This window comes from Streptomyces sp. NPDC048523 (assembly GCF_043199815.1).
Classification (GTDB): domain Bacteria; phylum Actinomycetota; class Actinomycetes; order Streptomycetales; family Streptomycetaceae; genus Streptomyces.
The window spans coordinates 336,425-362,302 of sequence record NZ_JBICWQ010000007.1 but is presented as its reverse complement, the minus strand read 5'-3'; the positions used below and the strand labels follow the sequence as shown (position 1 = coordinate 362,302).

Below are 25,878 nucleotides of genomic sequence, written 5' to 3'. Positions count from 1 at the left end.
CGACTGTTGGCCTGACCCGGCGCCGGGTCAGGCCAACAGGGGTGCGCGGCGATCCGTCACCGGGGCAGGACAGCGCAGGGCCCCGGAACCGGCGCAGGGGTTCCGGGGCCCGGTCGGGTCGGCGAGGTGTGCCGCGGGGCTCAGACGCGCCGCAGAACCGCTACTACCTTGCCGAGGATGGTCGCGTCGTCGCCTGGGATCGGCTCGTACGCGGAGTTGTGGGGGAGGAGCCAGACATGGCCGTCCTCGCGCTTGAAGCGCTTGACGGTGGCCTCGCCGTCGAGCATCGCGGCCACGATGTCGCCGTTCTCGGCGACGGGCTGGCGGCGGACGGTGACCCAGTCGCCGTCGCAGATCGCGGCCTCGATCATCGAGTCACCGACGACCTTCAGCACGAACAGCTCACCGTCACCGACGAGCTGGCGGGGAAGGGGGAACACGTCCTCGACGGATTCCTCGGCGAGGATCGGCCCACCGGCGGCGATCCGGCCCACCAGCGGGACGTATGACGCGGCCGGCTTGCCCGCGGTGTCCGTGGGCTGCACCGAGGCGCCCTGGTCCGAGCCGCGCACCTCGTAGGCGCGCGGGCGGTGCGGGTCGCGGCGCAGGAAGCCCTTGCGCTCCAGTGCCATCAACTGATGGGCGACGGACGAGGTGCTGGACAGCCCCACCGCCTGGCCGATCTCCCGCATGGACGGCGGGTAGCCGCGCCGCTGCACGGAGTCCCTGATGACCTCGATCACCCGGCGCTGCCGGTCGGTGAGCCCCGAGCTGTCCGCACGGATGCCCGGAGGTCGGCCCGGCAGGGAGCGCTTGTGCCCCTCGGGATTCACGGCTTCGTTCATCGCATGCACCGGCTCGAGTCGGCCCTGGGAACGGTCCTGGGCAGTGATGGTGGCACTGTCTGCGGTCGTGGTCACGTCGGCCCCTCTCGATGGTCTCCCTGCTGGACAACGGTAGTTGCTTTCGAAAGGTTGCGCCAAACACACGTTCGAGTGAAAAATCGCGAATCGCCTTTCGCGATGATGTGTCTGGGTGTATGGCCAACGCGCCGCCGCCGAACAAAAGGGCCCATTGCTGTACTCTTCACCGCCGGATGGCGACCTCGCGGGTTGTTGCCCCAGTCTGCCACCTGGTGCGCTGTGGGCCGGGTAGCGGCTCCCATCTGTGCGGGAATCCCACGTCCCCTCCTTGCGGTGCCCACGGTATCTCCGCATGCGCCGCAGCGATACGGCCGTGCGTCGTGTGGGCCTGAGCGCCGGGACGGTCGTATGGCACATGCCAATACCGGCGCGACACACGTGTGCGGCGTGTATGCCGTGCCAATCCCTACATGTAGTGCTTGGATTGCTACAGCAGCCCAGAAGTTGTGGTCCCCCGGGTCTCCGCGCCCGCTGCGATCGCCTATGCTGGGGGCTGCTTCGAGGGGCCCATGGGGCTCAGCGAGGCTATTGAGTCTGCTGTGAGGGAGGTTGGGAGTTCATGCACTGCCCCTTCTGCAGGCACCCCGACAGCCGTGTCGTCGACAGTCGTACGACCGACGACGGCACGTCGATCCGCAGGCGCCGCCAGTGTCCGGACTGCTCCCGTCGTTTCACGACCGTGGAGACCTGCTCGCTGATGGTGGTCAAGCGGTCGGGGGTCACCGAGCCTTTCAGCCGTACCAAGGTCATCAACGGTGTGCGCAAGGCATGCCAGGGGCGGCCTGTCACCGAGGACGCGCTCGCCCAACTCGGCCAACGGGTCGAGGAGGCGGTGCGGGCCACCGGAAGCGCCGAGCTGACCACCCACGACGTGGGGCTGGCCATACTCGGCCCGTTGCAGGAGCTCGATCTCGTCGCGTATCTGCGATTCGCCTCCGTCTACCGGGCTTTCGACTCGCTCGATGACTTCGAGGCCGCGATCGCGGAACTGAGGGAAGACACGGGACCCCCCGCCGCGGACGACGAGGACCGCGGTGAGGCTGTGGACGGCGACGAGGCCGTTGTGGAGAGCCGGGAAGACGATCGCGGGCCCGGAGGGACTGCTCAAGTCCCGGAGCCCGCCCGCGCCGCCGACTGATCGGCGGGCCGGGCCGGGACCCCGGACCGGCCGGACGGCGGCGAACCAAGACCTGTTGCGGGCGGTAGCGAGTGGGTGCCCGCAATACCAGACAGAACACCGTGCCACGGGAACAACGGGGCACTTCAGGGCGTTTTCGCCCGTACAGGGAGGCGGCATGACAGAGACGGCGAGCGGTCCGGCACGGAGTTCCCGCGCCAAGGGCACCAAGGCGGCTGCTAACAAGGGCCTGCGAATCGAGCGCATCCACACCACCCCCGGCGTGCACCCGTACGACGAGGTGGAATGGGCGCATCGTGACGTCGTCATGACCAACTGGCGCGACGGCTCGGTCAACTTCGAGCAGCGTGGCGTCGAGTTCCCCGACTTCTGGTCGGTGAATGCGGTCAACATCGTCACCAGCAAGTACTTCCGCGGTGCCGTCGGCACCCCCCAGCGCGAGGTGAGCCTCAAGCAGCTCATCGACCGCATCGTTAAGACGTACCGGAAGGCCGGCGAGGACTACAAGTACTTCGCCTCGCCCGCCGACGCGGAGATCTTCGAGCACGAGCTCGCGTACGCCCTCCTGCACCAGATCTTCAGCTTCAACAGCCCTGTCTGGTTCAACGTCGGCACGCCCCAGCCGCAGCAGGTCTCCGCCTGCTTCATCCTGTCCGTCGACGACTCCATGGAGTCGATCCTCGACTGGTACAAGGAAGAGGGCATGATCTTCAAGGGCGGCTCCGGAGCCGGCCTGAACCTCTCCCGCATCCGCTCCTCCAAGGAACTGCTGTCCTCGGGCGGCAACGCCTCGGGTCCCGTCTCCTTCATGCGCGGTGCCGACGCCTCCGCAGGAACGATCAAGTCGGGTGGCGCCACGCGCCGCGCCGCCAAGATGGTCATCCTCGACGTCGACCACCCCGACATCGAGGACTTCATCGAGACCAAGGTGAAGGAGGAGGAGAAGATCCGCGCCCTGCGCGACGCGGGCTTCGACATGGATCTGGGCGGCGACGACATCACGTCCGTCCAGTACCAGAACGCCAACAACTCGGTCCGCGTGAACGACACGTTCATGAAGGCCGTCGAGCAGGGCGGCAAGTTCGGCCTGACGTCCCGCATGACCGGCGAGGTCATCGAGGAGGTCGAGGCCAAGGCGCTGTTCCGCAAGATGGCCGAGGCCGCCTGGGCCTGCGCCGACCCGGGCATCCAGTACGACGACACCATCAACCGCTGGCACACCTGCCCGGAGTCCGGCCGTATCAACGGCTCGAACCCCTGCAGCGAGTACATGCACCTGGACAACACGTCCTGCAACCTCGCCTCGCTGAACCTCATGAAGTTCCTCAAGGACGACAGCAAGGGCAACCAGTCCTTCGAGGTCGAGCGCTTCGCCAAGGTCGTCGAACTCGTCATCACCGCGATGGACATCTCCATCTGCTTCGCGGACTTCCCGACGCAGAAGATCGGTGAGAACACGCGCGCGTTCCGCCAGCTCGGCATCGGCTACGCCAACCTCGGCGCCCTGCTGATGGCGACCGGCCACGCGTACGACTCCGACGGCGGCCGCGCTCTTGCCGGGTCCATCACCTCCCTGATGACCGGCACGTCGTACCGGCGGTCCGCCGAACTCGCCGCGGTCGTCGGCCCGTACGACGGCTACGCCCGCAACGCGCAGCCGCACCTGCGGGTCATGAAGCAGCACTCCGACGAGAACACCAAGGCCGTCCGCATGGACGACCTGGACACGCCGATCTGGGCCGCCGCCACGGAGGCCTGGCAGGACGTGCTGCGTCTCGGTGAGAAGAACGGTTTCCGTAACGCCCAGGCGTCCGTCATCGCTCCGACCGGCACCATCGGTCTCGCGATGTCCTGCGACACCACCGGTCTTGAGCCCGACCTCGCGCTGGTCAAGTTCAAGAAGTTGGTCGGCGGCGGCTCGATGCAGATCGTCAACGGCACCGTCCCGCAGGCCCTGCGCCGCATGGGCTACCAGGAGGAGCAGATCGAGGCGATCGTCGCCCACATCGCCGAGAACGGCAATGTGATCGACGCCCCCGGTCTCAAGCACGAGCACTACGAGGTCTTCGACTGCGCCATGGGCGAGCGTTCCATCTCCGCGATGGGCCACGTCCGCATGATGGCCGCGATCCAGCCCTGGATCTCCGGCGCGCTCTCCAAGACGGTCAACCTGCCGGAGACGGCGACCGTCGAGGACGTCGAAGAGGTCTACTTCGAGGCCTGGAAGATGGGCGTCAAGGCGCTCGCCATCTACCGCGACAACTGCAAGGTCGGCCAGCCCCTCTCCGCGAAGACCAAGGAGAAGGAGAAGGTCGAGGTCACGGAGAAGGCCGAGGCGACCATCCGCGAGACGGTCGAGAAGGTCATCGAGTACCGCCCGGTCCGCAAGCGTCTCCCCAAGGGCCGTCCCGGCATCACGACGTCCTTCACGGTCGGCGGCGCCGAGGGGTACATGACCGCCAACTCCTACCCGGACGACGGTCTCGGCGAGGTCTTCCTGAAGATGTCCAAGCAGGGCTCGACTCTCGCGGGCATGATGGACGCCTTCTCGATCGCGGTCTCCGTCGGTCTCCAGTACGGCGTGCCGTTGGAGACGTACGTCTCGAAGTTCACCAACATGCGCTTCGAGCCGGCCGGCATGACGGACGACCCGGACGTGCGGATGGCGCAGTCGATCGTCGACTACATCTTCCGCCGCCTGGCGCTCGACTTCCTGCCCTTCGAGACCCGCTCCGCGCTCGGCATCCACTCCGCCGAGGAGCGTCAGCGCCACCTCGAGACCGGCTCCTATGAGCCGACCGAGGAGGAGGTCGACGTCGAGGGGCTTGCCCAGTCGGCGCCGCGTGCCCAGGAGCTGAAGGCGGTCGTCACGCCGAAGGCCGAGGTCGAGGCGGTCAAGCCCGCCCCGCAGCAGGCGCACACCAGCGCCGAGCTGGTGGAGATGCAGCTGGGCATCCAGGCGGACGCCCCGCTGTGCTTCTCCTGCGGTACGAAGATGCAGCGGGCCGGTTCCTGCTACATCTGCGAGGGCTGCGGCTCGACCAGCGGTTGCAGCTGATCTGAGTCAGCCGTCCAGAGGGCGGTGCGGTCGGACATCGACCGCACCGCCTTCGGCTTTTTCCGTTTCTCCACGGGACGATCACACGTTAGGCTCCCCCAGCGCACGACCGGCGCGACGGCAGGGTGGGGGCACGGGGAACATGACTGAGCAGCAGATTGCCGCTGTCGCGGAGAGCGTGAGGCAGCCCGAGAAGGGCTCGAACGGGTGGGGCCAGGGCATAGCGGCACTGGTGTTGGTCGGGGGGCTCGCCGCTCTTTTGTTGTCAGGGACCTTTCAGCAGGAGTCCGGCGACCCCAAGCCGGCCGTGTGTGATGCGTCGGACGGTGCCCGGCCGTCGAAGCCCGCCTCAGGGGAGCAGTTGTGCAGAGCCCTGAACCGTGCGGACCTGCCTACGCTGCTCGGTACGCCGACGGAGTACGCGATGACCGCCAGCGGCAACGAGAGCATGAGCAGCTGGGCCGATGGCACCAAGACGGTCACACCCGAGGCGGAGGTGCAGCTGTCCAGTTACTCCGTGAAGCTCTCGACGTCCGACGACGACATTCCGGTGTCCGAGATGGCGGCCTTCCTGGGAAGTACCGCGGAGAGCAGGACGATAGGCGGACATCCGGCGGTCCTCTACTCGGACCGGACCATCGCCCTCAAGTTCGATCTCGGTGGCGGCAAGGTCGACTCCGGTCCCGGCGGTATCGCCCGCAGTCTGCTCGTCGCCAAGGACACCAAGGACGGCGGCGGCTACTACGAGGTCTCCATCTGGCGTCAGGACGACGTCGTACCCGATGACCTCGCGTTGTTCCGCGTCGCCGAGACGGTGCTGCCGACGGTCCCGGGCTGGACCGCCGGCTGAGGCGTCACGCCCGGCCCATGCTCCGGGTGAACGTCGCGGGGTCGTCCTCGAAGCCCTTGATTCCGGGATGGAAGTCCCAGGTACCGGATTCCTGACGGACGAACTCCCCGACTCTCGCGGCCGTAGCGCCGAGGACACTGCCGAAGTCGTCCTCGGCCAGGACCGTGTAGCCCTCACGTATACGCAGACCCGGGTTGAGCACGCCGACGAAGGTGCGGTGCGCGGAGCGCTGCTGGATGACGGCGCCGACGACCACGCGCGTGTACCGGGCGTCCAGCCGGTCGAGTTCGAGGGTCATGACCTCGTCCCAGCCGAAGCCCTTGCCGTCCTTGCTGTCCCGGTTGAGATAGATGGTGCCGTCGGGGGAGCGGCTGTCGAAGTGCACCACATAGGCGGGATCGCCGTACGGGTCACCCTCCACGTAGGTCGCCGCGACGATGTCCAGGTCGGTGGGCGGCTGCCCCGCCGGACTCGGATCCCATTTGAGCGCGACCTCGACCTTGCGGATCCCCTTGTTGATGCCGCTCACCGGATTTCCCCTTCCCCCTGTGTCCACGGCCCGAACTGCCGGTCGGGCAAGACGTGTTGTCCATCCTGCCACGTGGGTCGGACACTTGGGGGCCTGCTCTGCCGCCGAGAGTGACCGGCGCCACGCTCCGTGGCCTTACCATGGCGCGGTGCTGGTCAAGTGGATTCGCTGCACCGTGGTGGACCGCCGCGGGTTCGAGCGGGGGCAGCGAAAGTGGGCGGGGCTTCTGGGAGAGCCGGGGTTTCGGGGACAGGGTGGAGGCTGGAGCCGGGGGCGGCAGGGTGTGGCGCACATCTTCTCCTTCTGGGAGAGCCGTTCCTTCTACGACTCCTTCATGGCGCGTTCCCACGACCGGCTCGCGGCAGCCCAGTCAGGCACGTTCAAGGACATCCAGGTCAAGCTGTTCGACTATCGCTTCGACGTGAAGACGGGCTTCGAGCCCCGCTTCACCGACGCCGATCTGGTGCGGTTCGCCCACTGCCGCGTCCACGAGGAGCGCGCGGAGCACTTCTCCCTCATGCAGGAGAAGGTCTGGAATCCGGCGATGGCGGGTTCCCCGGGGATGATCCGCGGCCTGTTCGGCGAGGCCCCCGGTCACGAGTTCCTCGTGCTCTCGATGTGGCGCTCGGCCGCCGAGCACGGCAAGTACCGCACCGAACGTGTGGAACGGCTCGCCCTGAGGGCGCAGACCGAGACCGATGTCGCCGCGCTCACGGGCGACATCCTGGACCTCGAACCTGCCTGGACGGTGTGAAACTCCGCAGGCGCCCCTTGGACCACACCAGGAGCAATCAGTGTCGTACCCGCGCCTGCTCACCCCCGAGGAAAAGCTCGCCGACGCGAAGAAGCTGTTGAACCTCCCGCGTATCGTCGCGATCTGCGGCTCCACCCGCTTCATGACCGAGATGACCGAGGCCGATCTGCGGGAGACCGAAGCCGGAAAGATCGTCGTCAAACCGGGCTGTGACATGAAGTCGCCGCACGAACTCTGGTCCGATCCTGTCGAGGCCGAGGCGCTGAAGGGGCGACTCGACGATCTGCACCGGGCGAAGATCCGGCTTGCTGACGAGGTGCTCGTGGTCGGCGACTACATCGGAGACAGCACCCGAGCCGAAATCGCCTACGCCCGGTCGCTGGGCAAGCCCGTGCGGTTCACACACCCCGAGGTCGACCCTGACGCCTGACCGCCCGCCGCCACCGCGTCTTGATCATCCAGGCGGCGGCCGATGGTGCGGGAAATGTGTGACCTACGCCGTATGGAGCCCGTACGAGTCCTCGATAGGCCCTCACCCGATCTAGGGTCTTGGCATGGCACGACCGCGGCGAATCATCCTTGTCCGGCACGGGGAGTCAACGGGCAATGTTGATGACACCGTGTATGAACGCGAGCCCGACCACGCCCTGGCCCTGACCGAACGGGGCTGGCGGCAGGCGGAGGAGACCGGAAAACGCGTGCGAGAGGTGCTGGGCCGCGAACGCGTCAGTGTGTACGTCTCTCCGTACCGTCGTACGCACGAGACCCTTCGCGCCTTTCATCTGGATCCCGAGCTCATACGGGTGCGCGAGGAACCCCGGCTGCGGGAGCAGGACTGGGGAAACTGGCAGGACCGCGACGACGTACGTCTCCAGAAGGCGTACCGCGACGCCTACGGGCACTTCTTCTACCGGTTCGCCCAGGGCGAGTCCGGGGCCGACGTGTACGACCGTGTCGGCGGCTTCCTGGAGAGCCTGTTCCGCAGCTTCGAGGCGCCCGACCACCCGCCGAACGTCCTGATCGTGACGCACGGCCTGGCGATGCGGCTGTTCTGCATGCGCTGGTTCCACTGGACGGTCGCCGAATTCGAGTCGCTGTCGAATCCGGGGAACGCCGAGATGCGGATGCTCGTTCTCGGGGACGACGGCAAGTACGCCCTGGACCGGCCCTTCGGGCGCTGGCGCGAGCCGCAGCCGTACGGGATCACCGATTAGAGTGGCAGACCGATGACCCCTGACTCCTCACCCGAAGTGCGTCTGCACCGCGCCCTGGCCAGCCTGCGTGGCCTGGCCGTGGGAGACGCGCTGGGCTCGCAGTTCTTCGTACCGGTGAACTACCCCCTGCTGAAGAACCGCGAGCTGCCGCCCGGCCACTGGCAGTGGACGGACGACACCGAGATGGCCTGCTCGGTCGTGGCCGTCCTGGCCGCCCACCATCGCGTCGACCAGGACGCCCTGGCTCACTCCTTCGCCGAACACCACGACTTCGACCGGGGCTATGGCCCCGCCGTCAACCGACTGCTGCGGCTGGTCCGCGAGGGCGGTGACTGGCGTGAACTCGCCGCGGCCCTCTTCAACGGCCAGGGTTCCTGGGGCAACGGCGCGGCGATGCGCATCCCGCCCCTCGGAGCCTTCTACGCGGACGATCCTGAACAGGCGACCCACCAGGCGGAGATCTCTGCGTACCCCACGCATCAGCACCGCGAGGCCGTCGTCGGCGCCATGGCCGTTGCCGCGGCCGCCGCGCTGGCCGCAGCTCCCAGTGGTCCGCCCAGTCCTGACGCGCTTCTGGACGGTGTCATCGCGCTCGTCCCGAAGAGCGCCGTCGGCGCCGGGCTGCGGCGGGCCCGCGACATGCTCGACTACGCCGACGCCTCCACCGTGGCGGCCGTGCTGGGCTGTGGGCGCCGTACGACGGCCCACGACACGGTGCCGTTCGCGATCTGGTCCGCCGCCCGGTCCCTGGACGCCTACGAAGAGGCGTTCTGGACGACCGCGCAGGTCGGCGGTGACGTGGACACGACCTGCGCCATCGTGGGCGGTGTGATCGCCGGGGGCGAGGCCGGCACGCCGCCCGCCGAGTGGGTGCACCGGACCGAGGCGTTTCCCGAGTGGTTGCAGGTGCCGGCGTAGCGCTCTTGCCGGTCGGCACAACGCCGTCGAAACTCTCTGTGCGTGTCCGGAACTCTGCGTAACCGGATGCTCGTTGTCGTGACAGTTGCCGTGCGGCGGATGGGCCGATGCACGCACAAGGCATGTGAGAGGGGCGGGTGTGGTCATGGGGTGGTTGGCGCTGCTCGCCCTGCTGTGTGCGGTTCTTCTGATGCGGATGGCCGGACCGCCGTCCTCGCCGTCGATCCCCCGGACCCGGTCCGGCCATCCGCGGCTCATCGAGAGCCCGGCTCCATCAGCCGAGCCCCGGACCCGCCGTGCCGGCGAGTGCATCCAGATCGCTCTTGCGGACCTTTATCACCAACGAGGCGCTGACCAGGGCGAGTACGGCCATCGAGGCGGCCGCCACGAACCCCGACGAGATGCCTTGGGCGAGTACTTCGTGTCCCCACGGGGCGGGCAGCTGGTGCGTCTTGGCGAACTCCGCCTTCTGCTCCGCCGAACCGTCGGCCATGAAATGCGGCAACTGCTTCTCCGCCTCGTTCCTGCTGGCCGATCCGAAGACCGTCGTCAGGATGGACAGACCCAGCGAACCGCCCACTTGCTGCGTCGCGTTGAGGAGACCGGAGGCCGCACCGGCCTCGTGCTGGGCCACACCGGAGACCGCGGTGATCGTCAGCGTCACGAAGTTCAGGCCCATGCCGAAGCCGAAGATCAGCATGGGGCCGAGGACTCCACCGGCGTAAGAGCTGTCGGAGCTGATGAGGGCCTGCCAGGCGAGCCCGGTCAACGCGAGCGCGGAACCCGTGAGCATGAACGGCTTGGGGCCGAGCACCGGCAGGAAGCGCTGCGACAGACCCGCGCCCAGTGCGATGACGACGGTCACGGGCAGGAAGGCGAGACCGGCCTCGATCGGGCTGTAGTCCAGGACGTTCTGGACGAAGAGCACGATGTAGAAGAACATGCCGAACATCGCGGCAGCGAGACTCAGCATGATCACGTATGTGCCCGAGCGGTTGCGGTCGGCGAACATCCGCAGGGGGGTGATCGGTTCCTTGGCGCGCGACTCGATGAACGCGAAGGCGAGCAGGAGTACCACGGCGATGCCGAAGGACCCGATGGTCAGGGTGTCCCGCCAACCCTCGTCGGCGGCGCGGATGAAGCCGTAGACCAGCAGGGCCATGCCACCCGTGGAGGTCAGGGCGCCCGCGACATCGAAGCGGCCGCTGTGCTTCGCGGACTCGCTGATGTAGAGCGGAGTGAGTACGGCGATCAGCACGCCGATCGGCACGTTGACGAAGAGCACCCATCGCCAGTCGAGCCACTCGGTGAGCATGCCTCCCGCCAGCAGGCCTATGGCACCGCCACCCGCGGAGACGGCGGCGAAGACGCCGAAGGCCCGGTTCCGCTCGGGTCCTTCGGGGAAAGTGGTGGTGATCAGCGCCAGCGAGGTCGGCGACGCGATCGCGCCACCCACGCCCTGCAGGACACGGGCGGCCAGCAGCTGCCAGGGCTCCTGGGCGAGACCGCCGAGCAGGGAGGCGAAGGTGAACAGCAGGATTCCGGTCATGAAGACCCGGCGGCGCCCGAGGATGTCACCCGCGCGGCCGCCCAGAAGGAGCAGGCCGCCGAAGGTGAGTGTGTAGGCGCTGACGACCCATGTGAGGTCGGTGGTGCTGAACTTGAGAGCGTCTTGAATGTGCGGCAGCGCGATGTTCACAATCGTCGCGTCGAGTACCACCATGAGTTGGCAGGCAGCGATGACGGCGAGCGCGATGCCGGGTCGCCCCTCCCGGCGGGCCGCACCTGGTTTCTGATCCTTGATCAATTGAGAGGTAGTCACTATGGGTCCCCCACAAGCGCTTTAGTGAACGGTCGCGTTCACTGTTGCGTCAACGGTAGTGAGTCCCCAGTAGTGAACGCAAGCGTTCACTTAAGTTTGTTGGCGTGCGGCGTGTCCCCCTGTGTCGCCGTGCGGTGCTGCGTCCCTCCCCGAAATCCCCGCTTCCCTGTTCGCTGGAGACACTCAGATGGTTACCTCGCGCTGGACGGCCGCCCCCGCTCGGACGGCCTCCCTGCGTCGGCGCGGCGTCGTGCTGGAGCGTGCGATCCTCGACGCCGCACTGGAACAGCTCAGCACCGTCGGCTGGAACGGCCTCACGATGGAAGGCGTCGCCGCCGGAGCCCAGACCGGCAAGGCCGCGGTCTATCGCCGCTGGCCCTCCAAGGAGGATCTCGTCGCAGACGCCCTTCGAGCCGGACTGCCGCGTTTCGAGGAGACCCCCGACCTCGGCGGGGTGCGCGAGGACCTGCTCGAACTGTGCCGCCAGGCGCGCGAGGCGATGTTCTCCCGCCCCGGCTTCGCCCTGCGTGCAGTCATTCACGAATGCGACCAGGTCCAGGCGGAACGCTTCCATGCCGTGATCTTCAACGGAGTCGTGGAGCCGAGCGTCAGGCTCCTTCGCGAGATCATCATCCGTGGGATAGAGCGGGGCGAGGTGCGTCCTGACGCGGCCAACGACTATGTCTTCGATGCCATTCCGGCCATGATGATGTACCGCTCCAAGATGCGCGGAAGCGAATGGAGTGACGAGGATGTCGAAGAGATGATCGACCAGTTCGTGCTGCCGCTGCTGCGGTCGGGCCGACCGTGAGTGCTCTCCGTGGACGTCTCGACGCCGCCCGGGGAACCGGGGTGTCGCAGGGTGATCCGGTCGGCGTAGGCTAAGGGCGCCATGCCGTACGAACCGCCTACTCACACCGTCGAGCGCTCCCTCCGCGCAACGACCGGAGCGAAGATCATTGCCGGTGTCGACGAGGTGGGGCGAGGTGCCTGGGCCGGCCCCGTCACCGTCTGCGCCGCCGTCACCGGACTGCGCCGACCGCCCCAAGGCCTCACGGACTCCAAGCTGCTCAGCGTCAAACGCCGTACCGAACTCGCAGAGGAACTGCGGACATGGGTGACGTCGTACGCGCTGGGGCACGCGAGTCACGAAGAGATCGACGACCTCGGAATGACGGCCGCCCTGCGGATCGCCGCCGTGCGCGCCCTGGAGGCACTCCCGGTCCGACCGGACGCGGTGATCCTCGACGGCAAGCACGACTATCTCGGAACGCCCTGGAAGGTCCGGACCGTGATCAAGGGCGACCAGTCGTGTGTGGCGGTCGCTGCGGCCTCGGTGATCGCCAAGGTTCAGCGCGACAAAATGATGGCCGAACTGGGTATGGAACATGCAGACTTCGGTTTCGCGGCCAACGCCGGGTATCCCTCGCCCGTGCACAAGGCCGCGCTGGAGGTTCGGGGCCCCACCCCGTACCACCGGTTGTCGTGGGCGTATCTTGATGCGCTGCCTCAGTGGCGGCACCTCAAGAAGGCCCGCAGCTGGGCGGACGGAAGCGTTCCGAAGATCGAGGGCCAGCTCGGCTTCGATTTCTGACGGTTCCGCTCGCACTGATGTGCCACCCGCTGGCGCGAGCCGCACCAACGTTTGATAAATATCAGCCCATGCCTCTCATTCCCGAGGAGCCTCAGATTCACGAGAGTGCCCAGGGTCCCCGCGCCACTCCGGCCAGTGGCCGCACCGCGCCGACCCCCCGCCCCGTACCCGGTCCACGCCCTGTGGCTCCGCCGCGCCCCGGTCGTCCCGGCCCGCTGAGGCCCGCACCGCCGGTGCAGCGGACGCCGCACGACGTGGCCGTGGCCAAGCCCGCAGTGCCGGGCCCCTCTGCCCCTGCCACCTCCGCCCCGACTCCGGTCCCGGCGTCGGTTGTGGCTTCGGCGGCCCCGCAGGTCCAGCTCATCCCGGCTTCGGCCGCTGGTGCGCTCGACGCTGCCGAGGAAGCCGTAGACCTCCTGTTGGATTCGGGCCGCGCCCCCGGTGAAGTGCTGGTGATCACCACCGGCGAACAGCATCCGTGGGCCACCCATGAGCTGTCCTTCGGTGAAGCCGCCTACTGGGCCCAGCACGACGCCGGTGACGACGTGTTCTACGCGGACGCCACCGCGGCCTCGCGGGCCGCGGCCCGTCCGGTGGTCGTGGTCGCCGTCAACGGTGGTTCCGCCGCCGCTGTCGCCGAGGGCCTGCCTCTGGCCCACGCCCGAGCCGGTGCCCTGCTGATCGTCTGCGGCGACCCGCAGCAGATCAACTCGGTACTGGGCGCCGGCGTCTGAGCCGGTCTCGGTGGGTCCGGAAGGACACCGGGGGTGAGCAAAGGGTGCCGCCTGCGCGGCACCTGCACGGCGAGCCCTTCGGTCCGCCCGCGTCTGAGTGGACGGCGGGCTCGGGCTTGCGGCCCTGCCGGTTCCAGGACGCGTGCGCTCGGTGCCGCGACGTCAAGGGCCGTACGTCATGGACGTACGGCCGAAGAACCGTGACCGGGGCGGACTCGGCTTCAGCGAGCCGCCGCGCGGCGCAGGACCTCCGAGGCGGCGCCGCCGGTGCGCGGCAGCAGAGGCGGTGACTCGGACGTGGCGAAGGGTTCCGGCGCGGAGTCCGCGTTCGGCCGGCGTCCGCCGCGTCCCTCGCCGAGCACCTGCCATCCGTCGCGCGTCAGCGTGATGTACGCCCCGCAGCGCAGCCCGTGCAGGGTGCAGGCGTCACGCAGGCCCCACATCCACGCGCCGTCCTCCTCCGTCCAACGCGCGTCGCCCTCACGGCAGTAGAGCAGCACAGCGGTGCGCACGGGGGTACGGCGCCGCAGGTCGTGCGGGATCACCCGGCGCAGCTGGGCCAGGAGCGTGTTCCGGAACATCCAGCCGTCGGCCGGAGCCGGGCGGCGCGTGAACGAGGCGCTCGCCCGCAGCCGTTCGTCCGGGTCGAGGACCGCCACGATCGCGGTCGCCGGTTTGGGACGGTGCCGCGAGTGCAGCCCGCTGACGACCTCGCGCGGATTGCGCAGCAGCGGGATGCCGGCCTCGGCCCACTCGGCGGGTTCGAGCAGACGGGCCAGAGGGTTGGCGGATGCGGCGGACAGGTCGGTTGACGACGTGGACGCCGCGGAGGACGGAGCGAATCCGAAGGTCACGGTCCTCCCTTCGGCTACGCGCCCATACGGCGGGCGGGGTCGGATTCGGGGGAGCGCGCACCGCAGGAGAGCCCTACCGGTCAACGGGCGAGGCCGTGCGGGGAGCGGACCTCAATTCTTCCTGTCGAACTTGGTTGCGGCAACGAGCAATTGGGCCCGCCGACCCGAATCAGGCTGTTCGTGGCTTATATCCCTACCCAGTGTTTTGCCGGGCGACGCCTGGGGCCTCCGAACCCGGCAACTCCAGGCCCGCATCGGTGCACGCGTGCGGGGCGCCGTCGCCTTCGGTGCTTGCTCAGCCACGTACGGCCAGCACCAGAGGCAACACCCCCTGAGCACCCGACCGCGACAGCAGTCGGGCGGCGACAGCGACGGTCCAGCCCGTCTCGGTCATGTCGTCGACGAGCAGTACCGGACCTGCGGCTGCCTGCAGCGCCTCCCGCAGGGGCTGAGGCACTACGAGTGCCCCGTGCAGGGCCCGCAGACGCTGGGCGCTGTTGGTGCGGGGGAGGGAGAGGTCGTCGGAGTGGTCCGTGTACACGAGGGACCCCAGGAACGGGAGGCGGCCGACAGCGGAGATCCGACTCCCCAGCGAGTGCACCAACTGGGGCCGGCTGCGCGAGGGAACGGTGACTACCCCGACAGGGCGGCCCGGTGCGTCCGGAGCGCCGGACGCCCAGCCGTCGGGCGACTTGGCCCAGTCGGCCAACACGGTCACGACGGCGTTCGCCACGTCGTCGGGGACGGGAGCGTCCGGAGTCTGGGGTGCGAGCAGCGGCCGCAGACGGTTGCCCCAGCCGATGTCCGACAGCCGCCCGAGAGCCCGGCCGGGCAAAGCCTGTTCGCCGGGCGGGATGCGGCCCTTCAGGTCGACGCCGATGGCGGGGAGGCCCGTGGGCCACATCCGGCGGGGCTCCACCACGACACCGGCACGGGAGAGCGAGCCGCCGGCCGTGTCCAGGGCTGCGGGGGAGATGTCGGCGGTGAAACGGGGGCCGGCGCAGTTGTCACAGCGGCCGCAGGGAGCGGCCTGCTCGTCGTCCAACTGCCGCCTCAGGAACTCCATACGGCAGCCCGAGGTGGTGACGTAGTCGCGCATGGCCTGCTGTTCGGTGGCGCGCTGCTTGGCGACCCAGGCGTAGCGCTCGCTGTCGTACGACCACGGCGCTCCGGTGGCGATCCAGCCGCCCTTGACCCGGTGGACCGCGCCGTCCACGTCCAGCACCTTGAGCATGATCTCCAAGCGGGTGCGGTTGAGTTCCACCAGCGGTTCGAGTGCGGGCAGCGACAGGGGCCGGTCCGCCTGGGCGAGGGTGTCCAGAGTGCGGCGTACGGCTTCTTCGGGAGGGAATGCGACGGAGGCGAAGTAGGACCAGATCGCCTCGTCCTCGCGGCCTGGCAGGAGCAGCACCTCGGCGTGCTCGACGCCTCGTCCGGCGCGGCCGACCTGCTGGTAGTAGGCGATGGGGGAGGAGGGCGAGCCGACATGGACGACGAAGCCGAGGTCGGGCTTGTCGAACCCCATGCCGAGCGCGGAGGTGGCCACCAGCGCCTTGACCTTGTTCGCGAGGAGGGCTTCCTCGGCCTGCTGGCGTTCGGCGTTCTCCGTCTTGCCCGTGTAGGAGGCGACGGTGTGCCCGCACTGTCGTAGGAAGGCGGTGATCTCCTCGGCGGCGGCGACCGTCAGCGTGTAGATGATGCCGGAGCCCGGCAGGTCGTCCAGGTGATCGGCGAGCCAGGCCAGGCGGTGGGCGGCGTCGGGCAGTTGGAGCACGCCGAGGCTCAGGCTCTCGCGGTCGAGCGGGCCGCGCAGGACCAGTGCGTCCGAGCTCATACCGGTGCCCAGCTGCTCGGCCACGTCAGCTGTGACCCGCGCATTGGCGGTGGCGGTGGTCGCCAGTACCGGCACGCCGGGCGGGAGGTCGGTGAGCATGGTGCGCAGCCGGCGGTAGTCGGGGCGGAAGTCGTGGCCCCAGTCGGAGATGCAGTGCGCCTCGTCGACGACGAGGAGGCCGGTGGCGGCGGACAGCTCAGGCAGGACGTTGTCGCGGAAGTCGGGGTTGTTGAGCCGCTCCGGGCTCACGAGCAGTACGTCCACGGTCCCCGCGGCGACCTCGGCGCGGATGGTCTCCCACTCCTCCGGGTTCGAGGAGTTGATGGTCCGGGCGTGGATGCCGGCTCGGGCGGCGGCCTCGACCTGGTTGCGCATGAGCGCGAGCAGCGGAGAGACGATCACGGTCGGCCCGGCGCCGCGCTCGCGCAGCAGGGCGGTCGCCACGAAATACACCGCGGACTTCCCCCATCCCGTGCGCTGCACGACCAGGGCCCGGCGTTTGTCGGCGACCAGCGCCTCGATCGCCCGCCACTGGTCCTCGCGCAGCCGCGCCGATCCGGTGCTGTCCCCGACGAGCCGGACGAGGATCTTGTCGGCAGCCTCGCGGAACTCCGTCTTGCTCGTGTGCGTCATGCCCCCATACAACAGGACACCTCCGACAGCGGGACATCGCGGCGGCCCGGCTGTGGACGACGAGACGGGGCTTGTCGTGGCCCTGATCGGACTTATCCACAGGCTCAAACGGAACATCGAGATCCGCGAGATCGTCTGCTCATGACGAATCACAGCGAAACGGCGGGACCCGCCGCAAACGGCAACAACCACGGACGGAACGGCGACGGACGAAACGGCGGATGGAGCAGCGGCGGACGGCACAGCGGCGGACGAAACGGCGACGGTCAGGACCACGACGGCTCGGGCATCGGGGACCGGGTCGGATTCGACGCACATGGCGCCGAACACCAGGTCACCCTGCGCACTCCGGGCGAACTGGCCGATGCCCTGCCCTACCTGCTCGGGTACCGGCCCGAGGACAGCATTGTTCTGGTCGCCCTGCACGACCGGGGTGGCCGTGGCCGCTTCGGAGGGCGGGCCCGGCTCGGCATTCCCGCGAACAAGGACGACTGGCCGGCGGTAGCCCGACAGCTGGCCCACGGGCTGATCACCGGCAGCGAGCGCAGGGGCGCCCGGCCGGAGCAGATGGTCGCCTACCTCTGCCAGGAACCGGGGGCCGGTGAGACGGGAAGGCAGATCACGGAGCGGCTCGCCCCGCTCGCCGGGCTGCTGCGCACGGAGTGCGGCCGGCTCGATGTTCCCGTGATCGAGGCGTTGTGCATCTCTGACGGCCGTTACTGGTCGTACTGCTGTCCGAGCCAGGAATGCTGCCCTGCGGAAGGACTCCCGATGGGGCTGCCCGGCACATCGGTGCTCGCCGCGGCGGCCACGTACGCCGGACTGCAGGTGCGCGGCACACTGCGCGAGCTGCGGGCCAGGCTGCAGCCCTGGGAGACCGCGGCCGCGCTGGAACAGGAGGCCGCCCTGGACACCGCCGGCATGGCACTGGTCCCCAAGATGCTCGACCAGGCGGGCCGGACGGACGTGGCCGAGGAGACGCTGCGCCTGGCCAGGCGCACCATGACACGCTTCGCTGAGGCAGTGCCTGTGTCGGGCCCGCTCCAGGCCGACCTGCGCGACGACGAGCTGCTGGGACACGAAGACGCGGCGCAACTCATTCTCGGCCTGCAGGACCGGACGACCCGGGACCGCGCGGCCGAGTGGATGGAGGCAGAGGAGGCCGGGCCCGCCCTGCGCCTGTGGCGCGCGTTGGCCCGCCGCTGTGTCGGACCCTACGGCGAGCACGCGGCGGCGCCGCTCACCCTCGCCGGGTGGGTCGCCTGGTCCGAGGGCGACGAGATCGAGGCCAGGGAGGCGCTGGCCATGGCCCTGGGCGCAGATCCCAGCTATCTCTTCGCCCGGCTCCTGCACCAGGCCTGCAACGAGGGACTCGATCCGGAGTCCATCCGCCGCTGCCTGCGCGCGGAACGCCAGGGACGCGACGCACGCGCGCGGTCGGAGGCCGCTCGATCCGGCGACGGAAAGACGACCGAGGACAGGATGCGACCGAACATGCCTGGCCCGGACGTGGGGCAGGCAGCATCCCGGCCAGGTTCCGCCGGAATGATCCAGCTGCCCGACACCTCGGAGGACGCGCTGCCCGCGTGCCCGTCCGGTGCTGAAGGTGCGTTGCCGCCGGGTCCATCAGAAGTCGAAGGCGCGCTCCCACCGTGCGCGTCCGCCGTCGAAGGTGCGTTGCCACCGAGCACGTCCGGTGGCGACGATGCGCTGCCGTCGTGCCCTTCCGATGCCGACCCGACTCTGTCGACGTCGGTGTCTACGGCCTCCCGTCGGCGCAGGCGGGTGCGTTCCGGCGCTCGTGCCGATGCTCGTCCCCGTTCCGCGGAGGCGGAGGGGCGACACCCCTGCGCCGAGGAGTCCCGCCCGCGCTCCCGTTCGGCCCGCGGTACGCGGCCCGGTGTCGTCCGCCGCACCACCGGCAAGGACGACGCCCGGCGCCCCGAGGGCACACGGCCCGGGGGCGGTGCCACCGAGGAAGAGGGATGAGCGATCGCTGGAAGCATGTCGCGCGCGGGTGGTCACACCTGTGCCGCCGGGTGCTAGCTCCGGGCCGCCGCCATTCGGTCGGCTTCCCGGCCCGTGGGCGTGACCCCGGACGGGCCCGTCCCGTTCACCTGAGTGGCGGAATCCCCTACCGGACCGTACCGCCGCATCGCCCATGCCCTTCAGGAGCCCCGCACCGGGCGCCGAACCCGCCCGAGCCGCACAGAGCGCAGAGGAAGCGCACCTTGCACCAGCCGACTCCGCCCTCCACCGGCGAAGGCCGCCCCGCCATCGGCGCGCCGACGACAGGGTGGAAGGGAAGCGCCGGTCCGCCGCCGCGGGCCACGGACACGGGCATGCCTGAGCCGAGGTTCCCCAGCAGCACCGAGCACACCTCGGTGGCGGCGGAACACCGCCCGGACCCGACCGCGGAACAGGATCGGGAGGGCACCGCTCCCTCGCTGTCATGGGACCGCGAACCGTCTCCGTCGGAGGGGGCCGTACGACGCCCCTCGACACCGGCGAGGCCGAGCCCGACTCCCACGCCGAAGGCGAGCCGTCCTCCCCGCCCACCTTCGGTCGTCCCGTCCGGACCGCCGCCACAGAGCCGCTCCTCGGGCCCGCGAGCCCCAGCCGACCTTCCCCCGGCACACTCGGTCATCATCTGCGTGGCGCTTCCCGGCCTCGCCATCTCCACGGCTCAAGGGCAGTTGACCGGTCAGGGACTGGAAGGCTTCTACCGCGCAGGCCGACGTGTGCTCTCCCGGTGTCAGATCCGTGTCGCCGGCCGCGAGCCACTCGCGGTCCAGGCACAGACGACCGCGGCGGATCGCGCACGCTTCGTGGCCACCGCGCGTGTCTCCCAGGGCGGCGGCCCGGATCCCGACGTGGTCGTAGAGCGCATCCGCCATGCGGACGGGACGGAACGCATCATGCTGCACAGCTCCGCCGCCCGCCCACTGCGCCTGCCGGTGGAGGTGGCACTCGGTACGGACCTGGCGGACCTGGGCGCGATCGCCTCGGGCCGAGCGGGACCCGAGCTGCCCGCGATCGTCCATGACTCCGGCCTGCGCTGGTCCTGCGCGGCAGGAGGGGCGTCGGTCACGGCCGACCCACCACCTGCCGACGCGCTCGCGTCGGCAGGCCTGCTGCGCTGGGAGCTCGACCTGCCCCCCGCAGGCACGGTCGCTCTGGAGCTGCGCGTCCGGCTGGAGGGCACGAGCCCTGTCCGAGCTGCGGGGCGCGTGGCGACCAGCCCCCTGGCTTCCGCCCGCGCGTCGGGGGACCACTCCGCGGTCCGGCCGCTCCTGCACACGAGCATCGACGATCTCCAGTCCCTGTTGCTGCGCGACCCGGCACACCCCACCGACACCCACCTCGCGGCCGGAGTCCCCTGGCGCTGCGGCCTGGCCCCCGCCGACGCGCTCATCGCGGCCCGTATGACACTGCCACTCGGCACCCGGCTCGCCGCGGGGACGCTGCGCAGCCTCGCGCGCACCCAAATCCGCGGACAGACAGCGCAGTCCGGCATGATTCCCGGGCCGCGCCGGGACGCGGGCGCCCATCTTCCAGCCGGCTGTACGGGTACCGAGGCCACCCTGCTCTTCCCCGCCCTCCTCGCGGAGGCGTTCCGATGGGGGCTCTCGCCACAGGAGACGGAAGAGCTGCTCCCGACAGTCGAGCGGTGTCTGAGCTGGCTGCGGACGGCCGTGGGGGAGGGAACATATCTGTGCGACCCACAGACGGGCGGCCCCGTCCGCTGTGAGACGCAAGCACATGCGCACCGCGCGGCCGTCCTCGGTGCCGACCTGCTCGACGCGTTCGACAGACCCGGTGGGGCGGCGCTGCGGCAGTGGGCCCGCGAACTACGCGTGGCCTTCCGCGAGGACTTCTGGATCGAGGACCGCAGCGGTGGTCGACCGGCGGCTGCGCGGGCCCCCGACGGTCGCCTCCTGTCGCACCTCGGCGCCTCGGCTGTCCATCTCCTGGACACCGGGCTGCTGGGAGGGGGCGAACAGGCACCCGGCCTGCTCGACAGGGTGCAGACCGAGCAGCTCGCCCGGCTGCTCGGAAGCCCGGCCATGGACTCGGGCTGGGGGCTGCGCGGACTGGGCACGAACGAGGCGGGCTACAACCCGTTCGGCCATCGCACCGGTGCCGTGAGAGTTCACGAGACGGCGATCGCCGTAGCGGGCCTGGCCGCCGCCGGGTACGAGAAGGAGGCCGACTCGCTCGTGCGGGGTCTGCTGGCCGCGGCGGAGGCCTTCGGCCACCGCCTCCCCGAGATGTACGCCGGTGAACAACGCACCGATGGGAGCGCCCCCCTTCCCCACCCGGCGGCCTGTCGCCCGGCGGCCACTGCGGCGGCCGCCGCAGTCCATCTGCTCAGCACCCTTGCGGGAATCCGCCCCGACGTCCCGGCGGGGACGGTCACGCTGCGCCCCGTGCGCAGCGCGCCTCTCGGAGAGATCGGTCTGACCGGCCTGAGGATCAAGGGCGCGCCGTTCTCGGTACGGGTCAGCAGGCTCGGACTCGCCATGGTCGAGGAGGCCGCCGAGGGGCTGCAACTCAGGACGTGACATCGAGCGACACCTGGTCCGCCAGAGGCGCACAGAGGGAGAAGGCACCTGTTCAGGTGGCAGTGGATCAACCGCCGATGCGACCGGCGAAGGGAGTGTTTATCGTCAGGCAGACGACTATGATCGCCGCATGCCCTACGACCCGTCAGCCTTTCCGCCCTTCGCCGTCACCGTGGATCTGGTCGTACTGACCGTGCGTCGTCACGCCCTGTGTGCGCTCGCGGTACGCAGGGGCGAGCCGCCCTTCCAGGGGCGCTGGGCGCTTCCCGGCGGTTTCGTGCGGGCCGATGAGGATCTGGCGCAGGCCGCTGCCCGCGAGCTGGCCGAGGAGACGGGGCTGCGCGCCCATGACCCGGCCGTCCCCGTCCAGGACAACGGAGCGCATCTGGAGCAGCTCGCGACGTACGGCGACCCCAAGCGTGACCCCCGGATGCGTGTCGTGAGCGTCGCCCACCTCGCCCTCGCCCCCGACCTGCCCGCCCCCCGGGCAGGCGGTGACGCCAGCAACGCACGCTGGGCACCCGTCGAAGAGCTGTTGCAGCAGGGCGGTCACGGCCGAGACGGCGAGCCGGTCGCGCCACTCGCCTTCGACCATGCGCAGATCCTGTCCGACGGGGTGGAGCGCGCCCGCTCGAAGATCGAGTACTCGTCGCTGGCCACGGCGTTCTGCCCGCCCGAGTTCACCGTCGGCGAGCTGCGCCGGGTCTACGAAGCGGTGTGGGGCGTGGCACTGGACCCGCGCAACTTCCACCGCAAGGTGACGGGCACACCGGGCTTCCTGGTCCCTACCGGCGGCACCACCACGCGGCAGGGCGGCCGCCCCGCACAGCTCTTCCGTGCCGGCGGTGCCACTCTTCTCAATCCCCCAATGCTGCGCCCCGAAGTGTGACAGACCCAAAAACGGGACATAACGCGCTATCTTGCTACGGGTGATCCAGGCGTTCGGACTGACCAGCCAATCCCACAAGGGCCTCCCGCCCGCGGTCGATGACGTGTCCTTGGAGGCCCGTGCGGGCCACGTCACCGCGCTCCTCGGAGCGACGGGCGCGGGCAAGACGACAACGCTCCGACTGATGCTCGAACTCCAACAGGGCCGCGGTCTCACTTACTTCAGGGGCCGCCCGCTGCACCGCATCGCGCACCCCGCGCGCGAGGTCGGCGTACTCCTGGGCGAGGTGCCCGGCCATCCCGCGCGCACGGTCCGCGGCCACCTGCGCATGCTCAGCGCCGCAGTCGGCGTCCCGGCCCGGCGCGCCGACGAAGTACTCGAAGTGGTGGGCCTGGTCAGCCTGCGCGACGAGCGGCTCGGCACGCTGTCGCGGGGCATGGACCGCCGCCTGGGCCTGGCCTGCGCCCTGTTGTCGGACCCGCACACCCTCGTGCTGGACGATCCCGCCGACGGGCTCTCCACCCGTGAGAGCCACTGGCTGCACGGCATGCTGCGAGCGCACGCCACCCAGGGCGGCACAGTCCTGTTCACCACGTCCGAGCCCAAAGAGGCCGCGCGCGCCGCAGACCACGTCATCACGCTCGAGCAAGGCCGACTCGTCGCAGACCAGGTTGCCGCGGAGTTCACCCGCACCCGACTCCGCCCTCGTGTCGCCGTCCGTACCCCCCATGCCGTCCGGCTCGCCGCCCTGCTCGCCAAGGAGGCCCGCACGGCTCAACGCTCCGTCGAAGTCGTCCGGGAAGGCGGCAACCGCCTGTCCGTGTATGGCAGTACCTGTGCCGACGTCGGCGAGACGGCCTTCCGCCACGGCATCCTGGTCCACCAACTCGCCGACGAGATGGGGGACATGGGGCCCGGTGCCGGGCCGTTTCCCGGCGAGACCGAGGAAGCGGCCCGGGACGCGAGGGAGGACGTGACGGAACCCGAGTCCGGTGAGCTCCCTGGCCATCGGGCCGTGGGGTTGGCCGGGACGGCACCGCGGGGCGGCCGAGCGCAGGACAAACCCGCGTCGCAGGACGGTTCGCACAGGCCCGGTGACCGGGTCGTGCCCGCCGACCGGAGGGCGCGCGGCGACCAAGCGGTACACGGCAGTCCAAACACCGACAGCGGCCCGACTGAGGGGCGCGGCGATACCGCTCCGAGCCCCACCACCGTCTCCAAGGCCCCCGCCCCCCTACCCCCACTCCCACCCCCCATCTCCGCTCGGTCCGCCCCCAGCCCCTTGCACCCCCTGCGCTACGAACTGCGTCGCGCGACAGGAATCGGCACCGGGTTCCTCACCGCGGCCGCCGTGCTCGTCACGTCCGCCCTCACCGCCGTACTCCTGGCGCGAGTCGGTCACACCCCGCAGGCACGTCTGCTGGCCGCGTGGCCGAGGGAGTTGCCGCTGCCCCCGGCTGCACTCGGAGCCGGCCTGCTCGGCGCACTCGCGTTCGGCGACGAGTTCCGCCACCCCGCCCTGGCTGCGGACCGCGGCAGCGTCCCCCGCCGACTGGGACTGCTCACCGCGAAACTCGTCGTCGCCGCCCTCACCGCCCTGATGCTGGCTTTTCTCGCGGTGGGTTGCGACGCCGAAGTGCTCTATCTCGTCTACGGACGGGAACTCGCGGAAGTTCCCGCGGATTGGCTGGTGCTGAGCGCGAGTTGGTTCGGGCTCGTGGTCGGGTGCGCCTGGGCCGGTGTCCTGGCCGCCGGCGTCTTCCGGTCCACCACGGCCGGGCTCGCCGCGGTGGTCGCCGTACCCGTTGTCGTCGTACCCCTTGTGCAGAAAGCCCTGGAGGGGGCGTCCCTGCGAGCGGCGGCCGGTCTTCCCGCGCGGCTGCGCGAGGTCTTCCTGCTGCAATGGCCCTTCGGCGGCGAGCGCTATCTCGTCGGAGCGGTACGTGTCATCGCCCAACCGGTGGGCGGGGCACTGACGTTGTCGCTGACCGCCCTGCTGTGTGCGTATCTGCTCACGACCCTGCGTAGCAGGGTCCGATGACGACCGACCGTGCGCTTCCGGTCCCGACCTGCGCACAACTTCCCGACGAAAGCGCATTTCTTTCCGATAAGGCGTCAATTGCGATGGGGTGAGCGATCACCCTTTCGTGTGCTTTTCACCAAAGACCTCAAGGGAGTTGGAGGCGGCGCCGACAAAGGATCCGTGAGTACCCTTGCGCACACCATGATGACCGCCGCCCGCTCCGCCGACTCCGGTCTGGCCGGCCCGGGCGATCTCGACCGCTACCCCTACGCCGAGGCCCCGGCCGCAGGCCGCGTCGGAGCCTCCGTCTGGGACGGCTCGGACCCGGAGCTGGGCCGCGTGGGCCGACGGGCCGCGGGCAGCCGCGGGCGCGGACTGCACGGCCAACTCGTCCAGCAGCTCGGCCAGATGATCGTCTCCGGTGACCTGGGAGCCGACCGGCCGCTGGTCCCCGAGGAAATCGGCCAGCGTTTCGAGGTCTCCCGTACCGTCGTCCGTGAGTCGCTCCGCGTCCTGGAGGCCAAGGGCCTGGTCAGTGCCCGCCCGAACGTCGGCACGCGCGTGCGTCCCGTCAGCGACTGGAACCTCCTCGACCCGGACATCATCGAATGGCGGGCTTTCGGACCGCAGCGCGACAACCAGCGCCGTGAGCTGAGCGAGCTGCGCTGGACGATCGAGCCGCTCGCCGCGCGCCTGGCCGCGGGACACGGCCGGGAGGACGTCCAGCAGCGCCTCGGTGACATGGTCGAGATCATGGGGCACGCCATGAGCCAGGGTGACGCGCTCACCTTCTCCCGTGCCGACGCCGAGTTCCACTCCTTGCTGATCCAGCTCGCGGGCAACCGCATGCTGGAGCATCTCTCCGGGATCGTCTCCTCCGCCCTCCAGGTTTCCGGCGGCCCGGTCGCCGGCTGTGACCGGCCGAACGAGTCGTCCCTGGCGCACCACGGCCGAATCGCCGACGCCCTCGCCACCGGCGATGCGGCGGCGGCCGAGGCGGCCATGCGGCAACTGCTCACCGTCCATCCCGAGGTGGAGCGCGTGGTGCCGGCCCCGCGCGAGCACTGACCGCGCACCGCGGGCGTCGCGGTCAAGGATGTCCTCCACCTCCTTCGGCATCGTCCGGCTGCCGAACCGCCTCCGTCGGACCCCGCAGGATCTCCAGGGACCCTGCGGGGTCCGACGGTCCGGGGCGGTGACGTCACCCCGGACTGTGGCGACCCGGACTGTGGCGACCCGTGCTGTGCCGACCCGTGCTGTGCCGACCCTGCCTCTGTCGATCCGGTCTCTGCCGACGGGGCCTCTGCTGGTCCGGGCAGGCGAGTGACCTTGTCTGTCCATGTCTGACTGTTTTTGCCTGCCTACGGGGTGTGACTCGGGCCACGCAGATTGGGCGTAACGCTCGCGGGAGCAGCGCGATGACCTAAGAGGTGACAGCCGCGGAGGGAATACGGACGCCGTTTCAGGCGCTGTGCATCTTCCCGGCTCCCCGCCCGCGCCGTCGGCCACTCCCAGGCCGGTGGTCGGCCTCTGTCCGCTGTGGACG

Annotated in this window: 20 protein-coding genes; 15 read left to right on the top strand and 5 right to left on the bottom strand. The window is 69.8% G+C overall.

What is annotated here, in order from left to right:
- Positions 1 to 140: 140 nt before the first annotated feature.
- Entirely contained in the window at positions 141 to 920 is a 780-nt protein-coding gene (lexA, locus tag ACGFWE_RS33720; RefSeq protein ID WP_352382363.1) for a transcriptional repressor LexA, read from the bottom strand.
- 562 nt (positions 921 to 1,482) lie between these two features.
- Here lexA and nrdR point away from each other — a divergent pair.
- The 3 genes from nrdR to ACGFWE_RS33705 all read left to right on the top strand — a co-directional run bounded on the left by nrdR (position 1,483) and on the right by ACGFWE_RS33705 (position 5,969).
- Positions 1,483 to 2,061: a transcriptional regulator NrdR gene (gene nrdR / locus ACGFWE_RS33715; protein ID WP_352382361.1), complete on the top strand. Its 579-nt coding sequence runs from the start codon at positions 1,483 to 1,485 to the stop codon at positions 2,059 to 2,061.
- Between the two features lie 157 nt (positions 2,062 to 2,218).
- Positions 2,219 to 5,119 (top strand): vitamin B12-dependent ribonucleotide reductase, encoded by a 2,901-nt coding sequence (locus tag ACGFWE_RS33710; RefSeq protein ID WP_393603844.1) that lies wholly within the window; start codon positions 2,219 to 2,221, stop codon positions 5,117 to 5,119.
- A gap of 142 nt (positions 5,120 to 5,261) precedes the next feature.
- The gene (locus ACGFWE_RS33705) at positions 5,262 to 5,969 is read left to right on the top strand and encodes a DUF6215 domain-containing protein (RefSeq protein WP_393603842.1); all 708 of its coding nucleotides are present in this window, start codon (positions 5,262 to 5,264) and stop codon (positions 5,967 to 5,969) included.
- A 4-nt stretch (positions 5,970 to 5,973) separates the two neighbouring features.
- On the opposite strand, the gene ACGFWE_RS33700 is transcribed toward ACGFWE_RS33705, so the two are convergent.
- A complete protein-coding gene (locus ACGFWE_RS33700) occupies positions 5,974 to 6,498 on the bottom strand; it encodes a TerD family protein (protein ID WP_393603840.1) in 525 nt (174 codons plus the stop codon).
- 148 nt (positions 6,499 to 6,646) lie between these two features.
- Between ACGFWE_RS33700 and ACGFWE_RS33695 the strand changes: the two genes are divergently transcribed.
- The 4 genes from ACGFWE_RS33695 (at position 6,647) to ACGFWE_RS33680 (ending at position 9,384) form a co-directional block, all read left to right on the top strand.
- The gene (locus ACGFWE_RS33695) at positions 6,647 to 7,252 is read left to right on the top strand and encodes a YdbC family protein (RefSeq protein ID WP_352382354.1); all 606 of its coding nucleotides are present in this window, start codon (positions 6,647 to 6,649) and stop codon (positions 7,250 to 7,252) included.
- 40 nt (positions 7,253 to 7,292) lie between these two features.
- Positions 7,293 to 7,682 carry a hypothetical protein gene (locus tag ACGFWE_RS33690; protein ID WP_352382352.1) on the top strand — a complete coding sequence of 130 codons (390 nt, stop codon included), beginning with the start codon at positions 7,293 to 7,295 and terminating at the stop codon, positions 7,680 to 7,682.
- A gap of 124 nt (positions 7,683 to 7,806) precedes the next feature.
- Positions 7,807 to 8,466 carry a histidine phosphatase family protein gene (locus ACGFWE_RS33685; RefSeq protein WP_352382350.1) on the top strand — a complete coding sequence of 220 codons (660 nt, stop codon included), beginning with the start codon at positions 7,807 to 7,809 and terminating at the stop codon, positions 8,464 to 8,466.
- Between the two features lie 12 nt (positions 8,467 to 8,478).
- The gene (locus tag ACGFWE_RS33680) at positions 8,479 to 9,384 is read left to right on the top strand and encodes an ADP-ribosylglycohydrolase family protein (RefSeq protein ID WP_393603837.1); all 906 of its coding nucleotides are present in this window, start codon (positions 8,479 to 8,481) and stop codon (positions 9,382 to 9,384) included.
- Between the two features lie 274 nt (positions 9,385 to 9,658).
- Here the strand turns inward: ACGFWE_RS33680 and ACGFWE_RS33675 are convergent, their stop codons facing one another.
- Positions 9,659 to 11,206, bottom strand: a complete 1,548-nt coding sequence (locus tag ACGFWE_RS33675; RefSeq protein ID WP_393603835.1) for an MFS transporter — start codon at positions 11,204 to 11,206, stop codon at positions 9,659 to 9,661.
- A 187-nt stretch (positions 11,207 to 11,393) separates the two neighbouring features.
- On the opposite strand from ACGFWE_RS33675, the gene ACGFWE_RS33670 reads away from it, so the two are divergent.
- The 3 genes from ACGFWE_RS33670 (at position 11,394) to ACGFWE_RS33660 (ending at position 13,534) form a co-directional block, all read left to right on the top strand.
- The gene (locus ACGFWE_RS33670; protein ID WP_352382344.1) at positions 11,394 to 12,017 is read left to right on the top strand and encodes a TetR/AcrR family transcriptional regulator; all 624 of its coding nucleotides are present in this window, start codon (positions 11,394 to 11,396) and stop codon (positions 12,015 to 12,017) included.
- Between the two features lie 81 nt (positions 12,018 to 12,098).
- On the top strand, positions 12,099 to 12,800 hold the full coding sequence (locus tag ACGFWE_RS33665) for a ribonuclease HII (RefSeq protein WP_352382342.1): 702 nt from the start codon (positions 12,099 to 12,101) through the stop codon (positions 12,798 to 12,800).
- 68 nt (positions 12,801 to 12,868) lie between these two features.
- Complete coding sequence (locus ACGFWE_RS33660; RefSeq protein WP_352382341.1) at positions 12,869 to 13,534, top strand: hypothetical protein; 666 nt, start codon at positions 12,869 to 12,871, stop codon at positions 13,532 to 13,534.
- 221 nt (positions 13,535 to 13,755) lie between these two features.
- On the opposite strand, the gene ACGFWE_RS33655 is transcribed toward ACGFWE_RS33660, so the two are convergent.
- Together ACGFWE_RS33655 and ACGFWE_RS33650 are read right to left on the bottom strand one after the other, a co-directional pair.
- The gene (locus tag ACGFWE_RS33655; RefSeq protein ID WP_330324930.1) at positions 13,756 to 14,388 is read right to left on the bottom strand and encodes a hypothetical protein; all 633 of its coding nucleotides are present in this window, start codon (positions 14,386 to 14,388) and stop codon (positions 13,756 to 13,758) included.
- 295 nt (positions 14,389 to 14,683) lie between these two features.
- Positions 14,684 to 16,855, bottom strand: a complete 2,172-nt coding sequence (locus ACGFWE_RS33650) for a RecQ family ATP-dependent DNA helicase (RefSeq protein ID WP_352382338.1) — start codon at positions 16,853 to 16,855, stop codon at positions 14,684 to 14,686.
- Positions 16,856 to 16,996: 141 nt separating this feature from the next.
- Between ACGFWE_RS33650 and ACGFWE_RS33645 the strand changes: the two genes are divergently transcribed.
- The 5 genes from ACGFWE_RS33645 to ACGFWE_RS33625 all read left to right on the top strand — a co-directional run bounded on the left by ACGFWE_RS33645 (position 16,997) and on the right by ACGFWE_RS33625 (position 25,400).
- Positions 16,997 to 18,844, top strand: a complete 1,848-nt coding sequence (locus ACGFWE_RS33645) for a DUF4192 family protein (protein ID WP_393603832.1) — start codon at positions 16,997 to 16,999, stop codon at positions 18,842 to 18,844.
- A 665-nt stretch (positions 18,845 to 19,509) separates the two neighbouring features.
- On the top strand, positions 19,510 to 21,420 hold the full coding sequence (locus tag ACGFWE_RS33640) for a glycogen debranching N-terminal domain-containing protein (RefSeq protein ID WP_393603830.1): 1,911 nt from the start codon (positions 19,510 to 19,512) through the stop codon (positions 21,418 to 21,420).
- A gap of 130 nt (positions 21,421 to 21,550) precedes the next feature.
- Complete coding sequence (locus tag ACGFWE_RS33635; RefSeq protein ID WP_352382334.1) at positions 21,551 to 22,309, top strand: NUDIX hydrolase; 759 nt, start codon at positions 21,551 to 21,553, stop codon at positions 22,307 to 22,309.
- Positions 22,310 to 22,349: 40 nt separating this feature from the next.
- The gene (locus ACGFWE_RS33630; RefSeq protein ID WP_393603828.1) at positions 22,350 to 24,350 is read left to right on the top strand and encodes an ATP-binding cassette domain-containing protein; all 2,001 of its coding nucleotides are present in this window, start codon (positions 22,350 to 22,352) and stop codon (positions 24,348 to 24,350) included.
- Positions 24,351 to 24,512: 162 nt separating this feature from the next.
- A complete protein-coding gene (locus ACGFWE_RS33625; protein ID WP_393603826.1) occupies positions 24,513 to 25,400 on the top strand; it encodes a FadR/GntR family transcriptional regulator in 888 nt (295 codons plus the stop codon).
- Positions 25,401 to 25,878 lie beyond the last annotated feature (478 nt).

Bases quoted from the DNA above. Each gene is read 5' to 3' on its own strand.
- nrdR (WP_352382361.1), top strand. From the start codon at position 1,483: ATGCACTGCCCCTTCTGCAGGCACCCCGACAGCCGTGTCGTCGACAGT.
- ACGFWE_RS33670 (WP_352382344.1), top strand. From the start codon at position 11,394: ATGGTTACCTCGCGCTGGACGGCCGCCCCCGCTCGGACGGCCTCCCTG.
- ACGFWE_RS33645 (WP_393603832.1), top strand. From the start codon at position 16,997: ATGACGAATCACAGCGAAACGGCGGGACCCGCCGCAAACGGCAACAAC.
- ACGFWE_RS33660 (WP_352382341.1), top strand. From the start codon at position 12,869: ATGCCTCTCATTCCCGAGGAGCCTCAGATTCACGAGAGTGCCCAGGGT.
- ACGFWE_RS33665 (WP_352382342.1), top strand. From the start codon at position 12,099: ATGCCGTACGAACCGCCTACTCACACCGTCGAGCGCTCCCTCCGCGCA.
- ACGFWE_RS33650 (WP_352382338.1), bottom strand. From the start codon at position 16,855: ATGACGCACACGAGCAAGACGGAGTTCCGCGAGGCTGCCGACAAGATC.
- ACGFWE_RS33680 (WP_393603837.1), top strand. From the start codon at position 8,479: ATGACCCCTGACTCCTCACCCGAAGTGCGTCTGCACCGCGCCCTGGCC.
- ACGFWE_RS33705 (WP_393603842.1), top strand. From the start codon at position 5,262: ATGACTGAGCAGCAGATTGCCGCTGTCGCGGAGAGCGTGAGGCAGCCC.
- ACGFWE_RS33710 (WP_393603844.1), top strand. From the start codon at position 2,219: ATGACAGAGACGGCGAGCGGTCCGGCACGGAGTTCCCGCGCCAAGGGC.
- ACGFWE_RS33635 (WP_352382334.1), top strand. From the start codon at position 21,551: ATGCCCTACGACCCGTCAGCCTTTCCGCCCTTCGCCGTCACCGTGGAT.
- ACGFWE_RS33685 (WP_352382350.1), top strand. From the start codon at position 7,807: ATGGCACGACCGCGGCGAATCATCCTTGTCCGGCACGGGGAGTCAACG.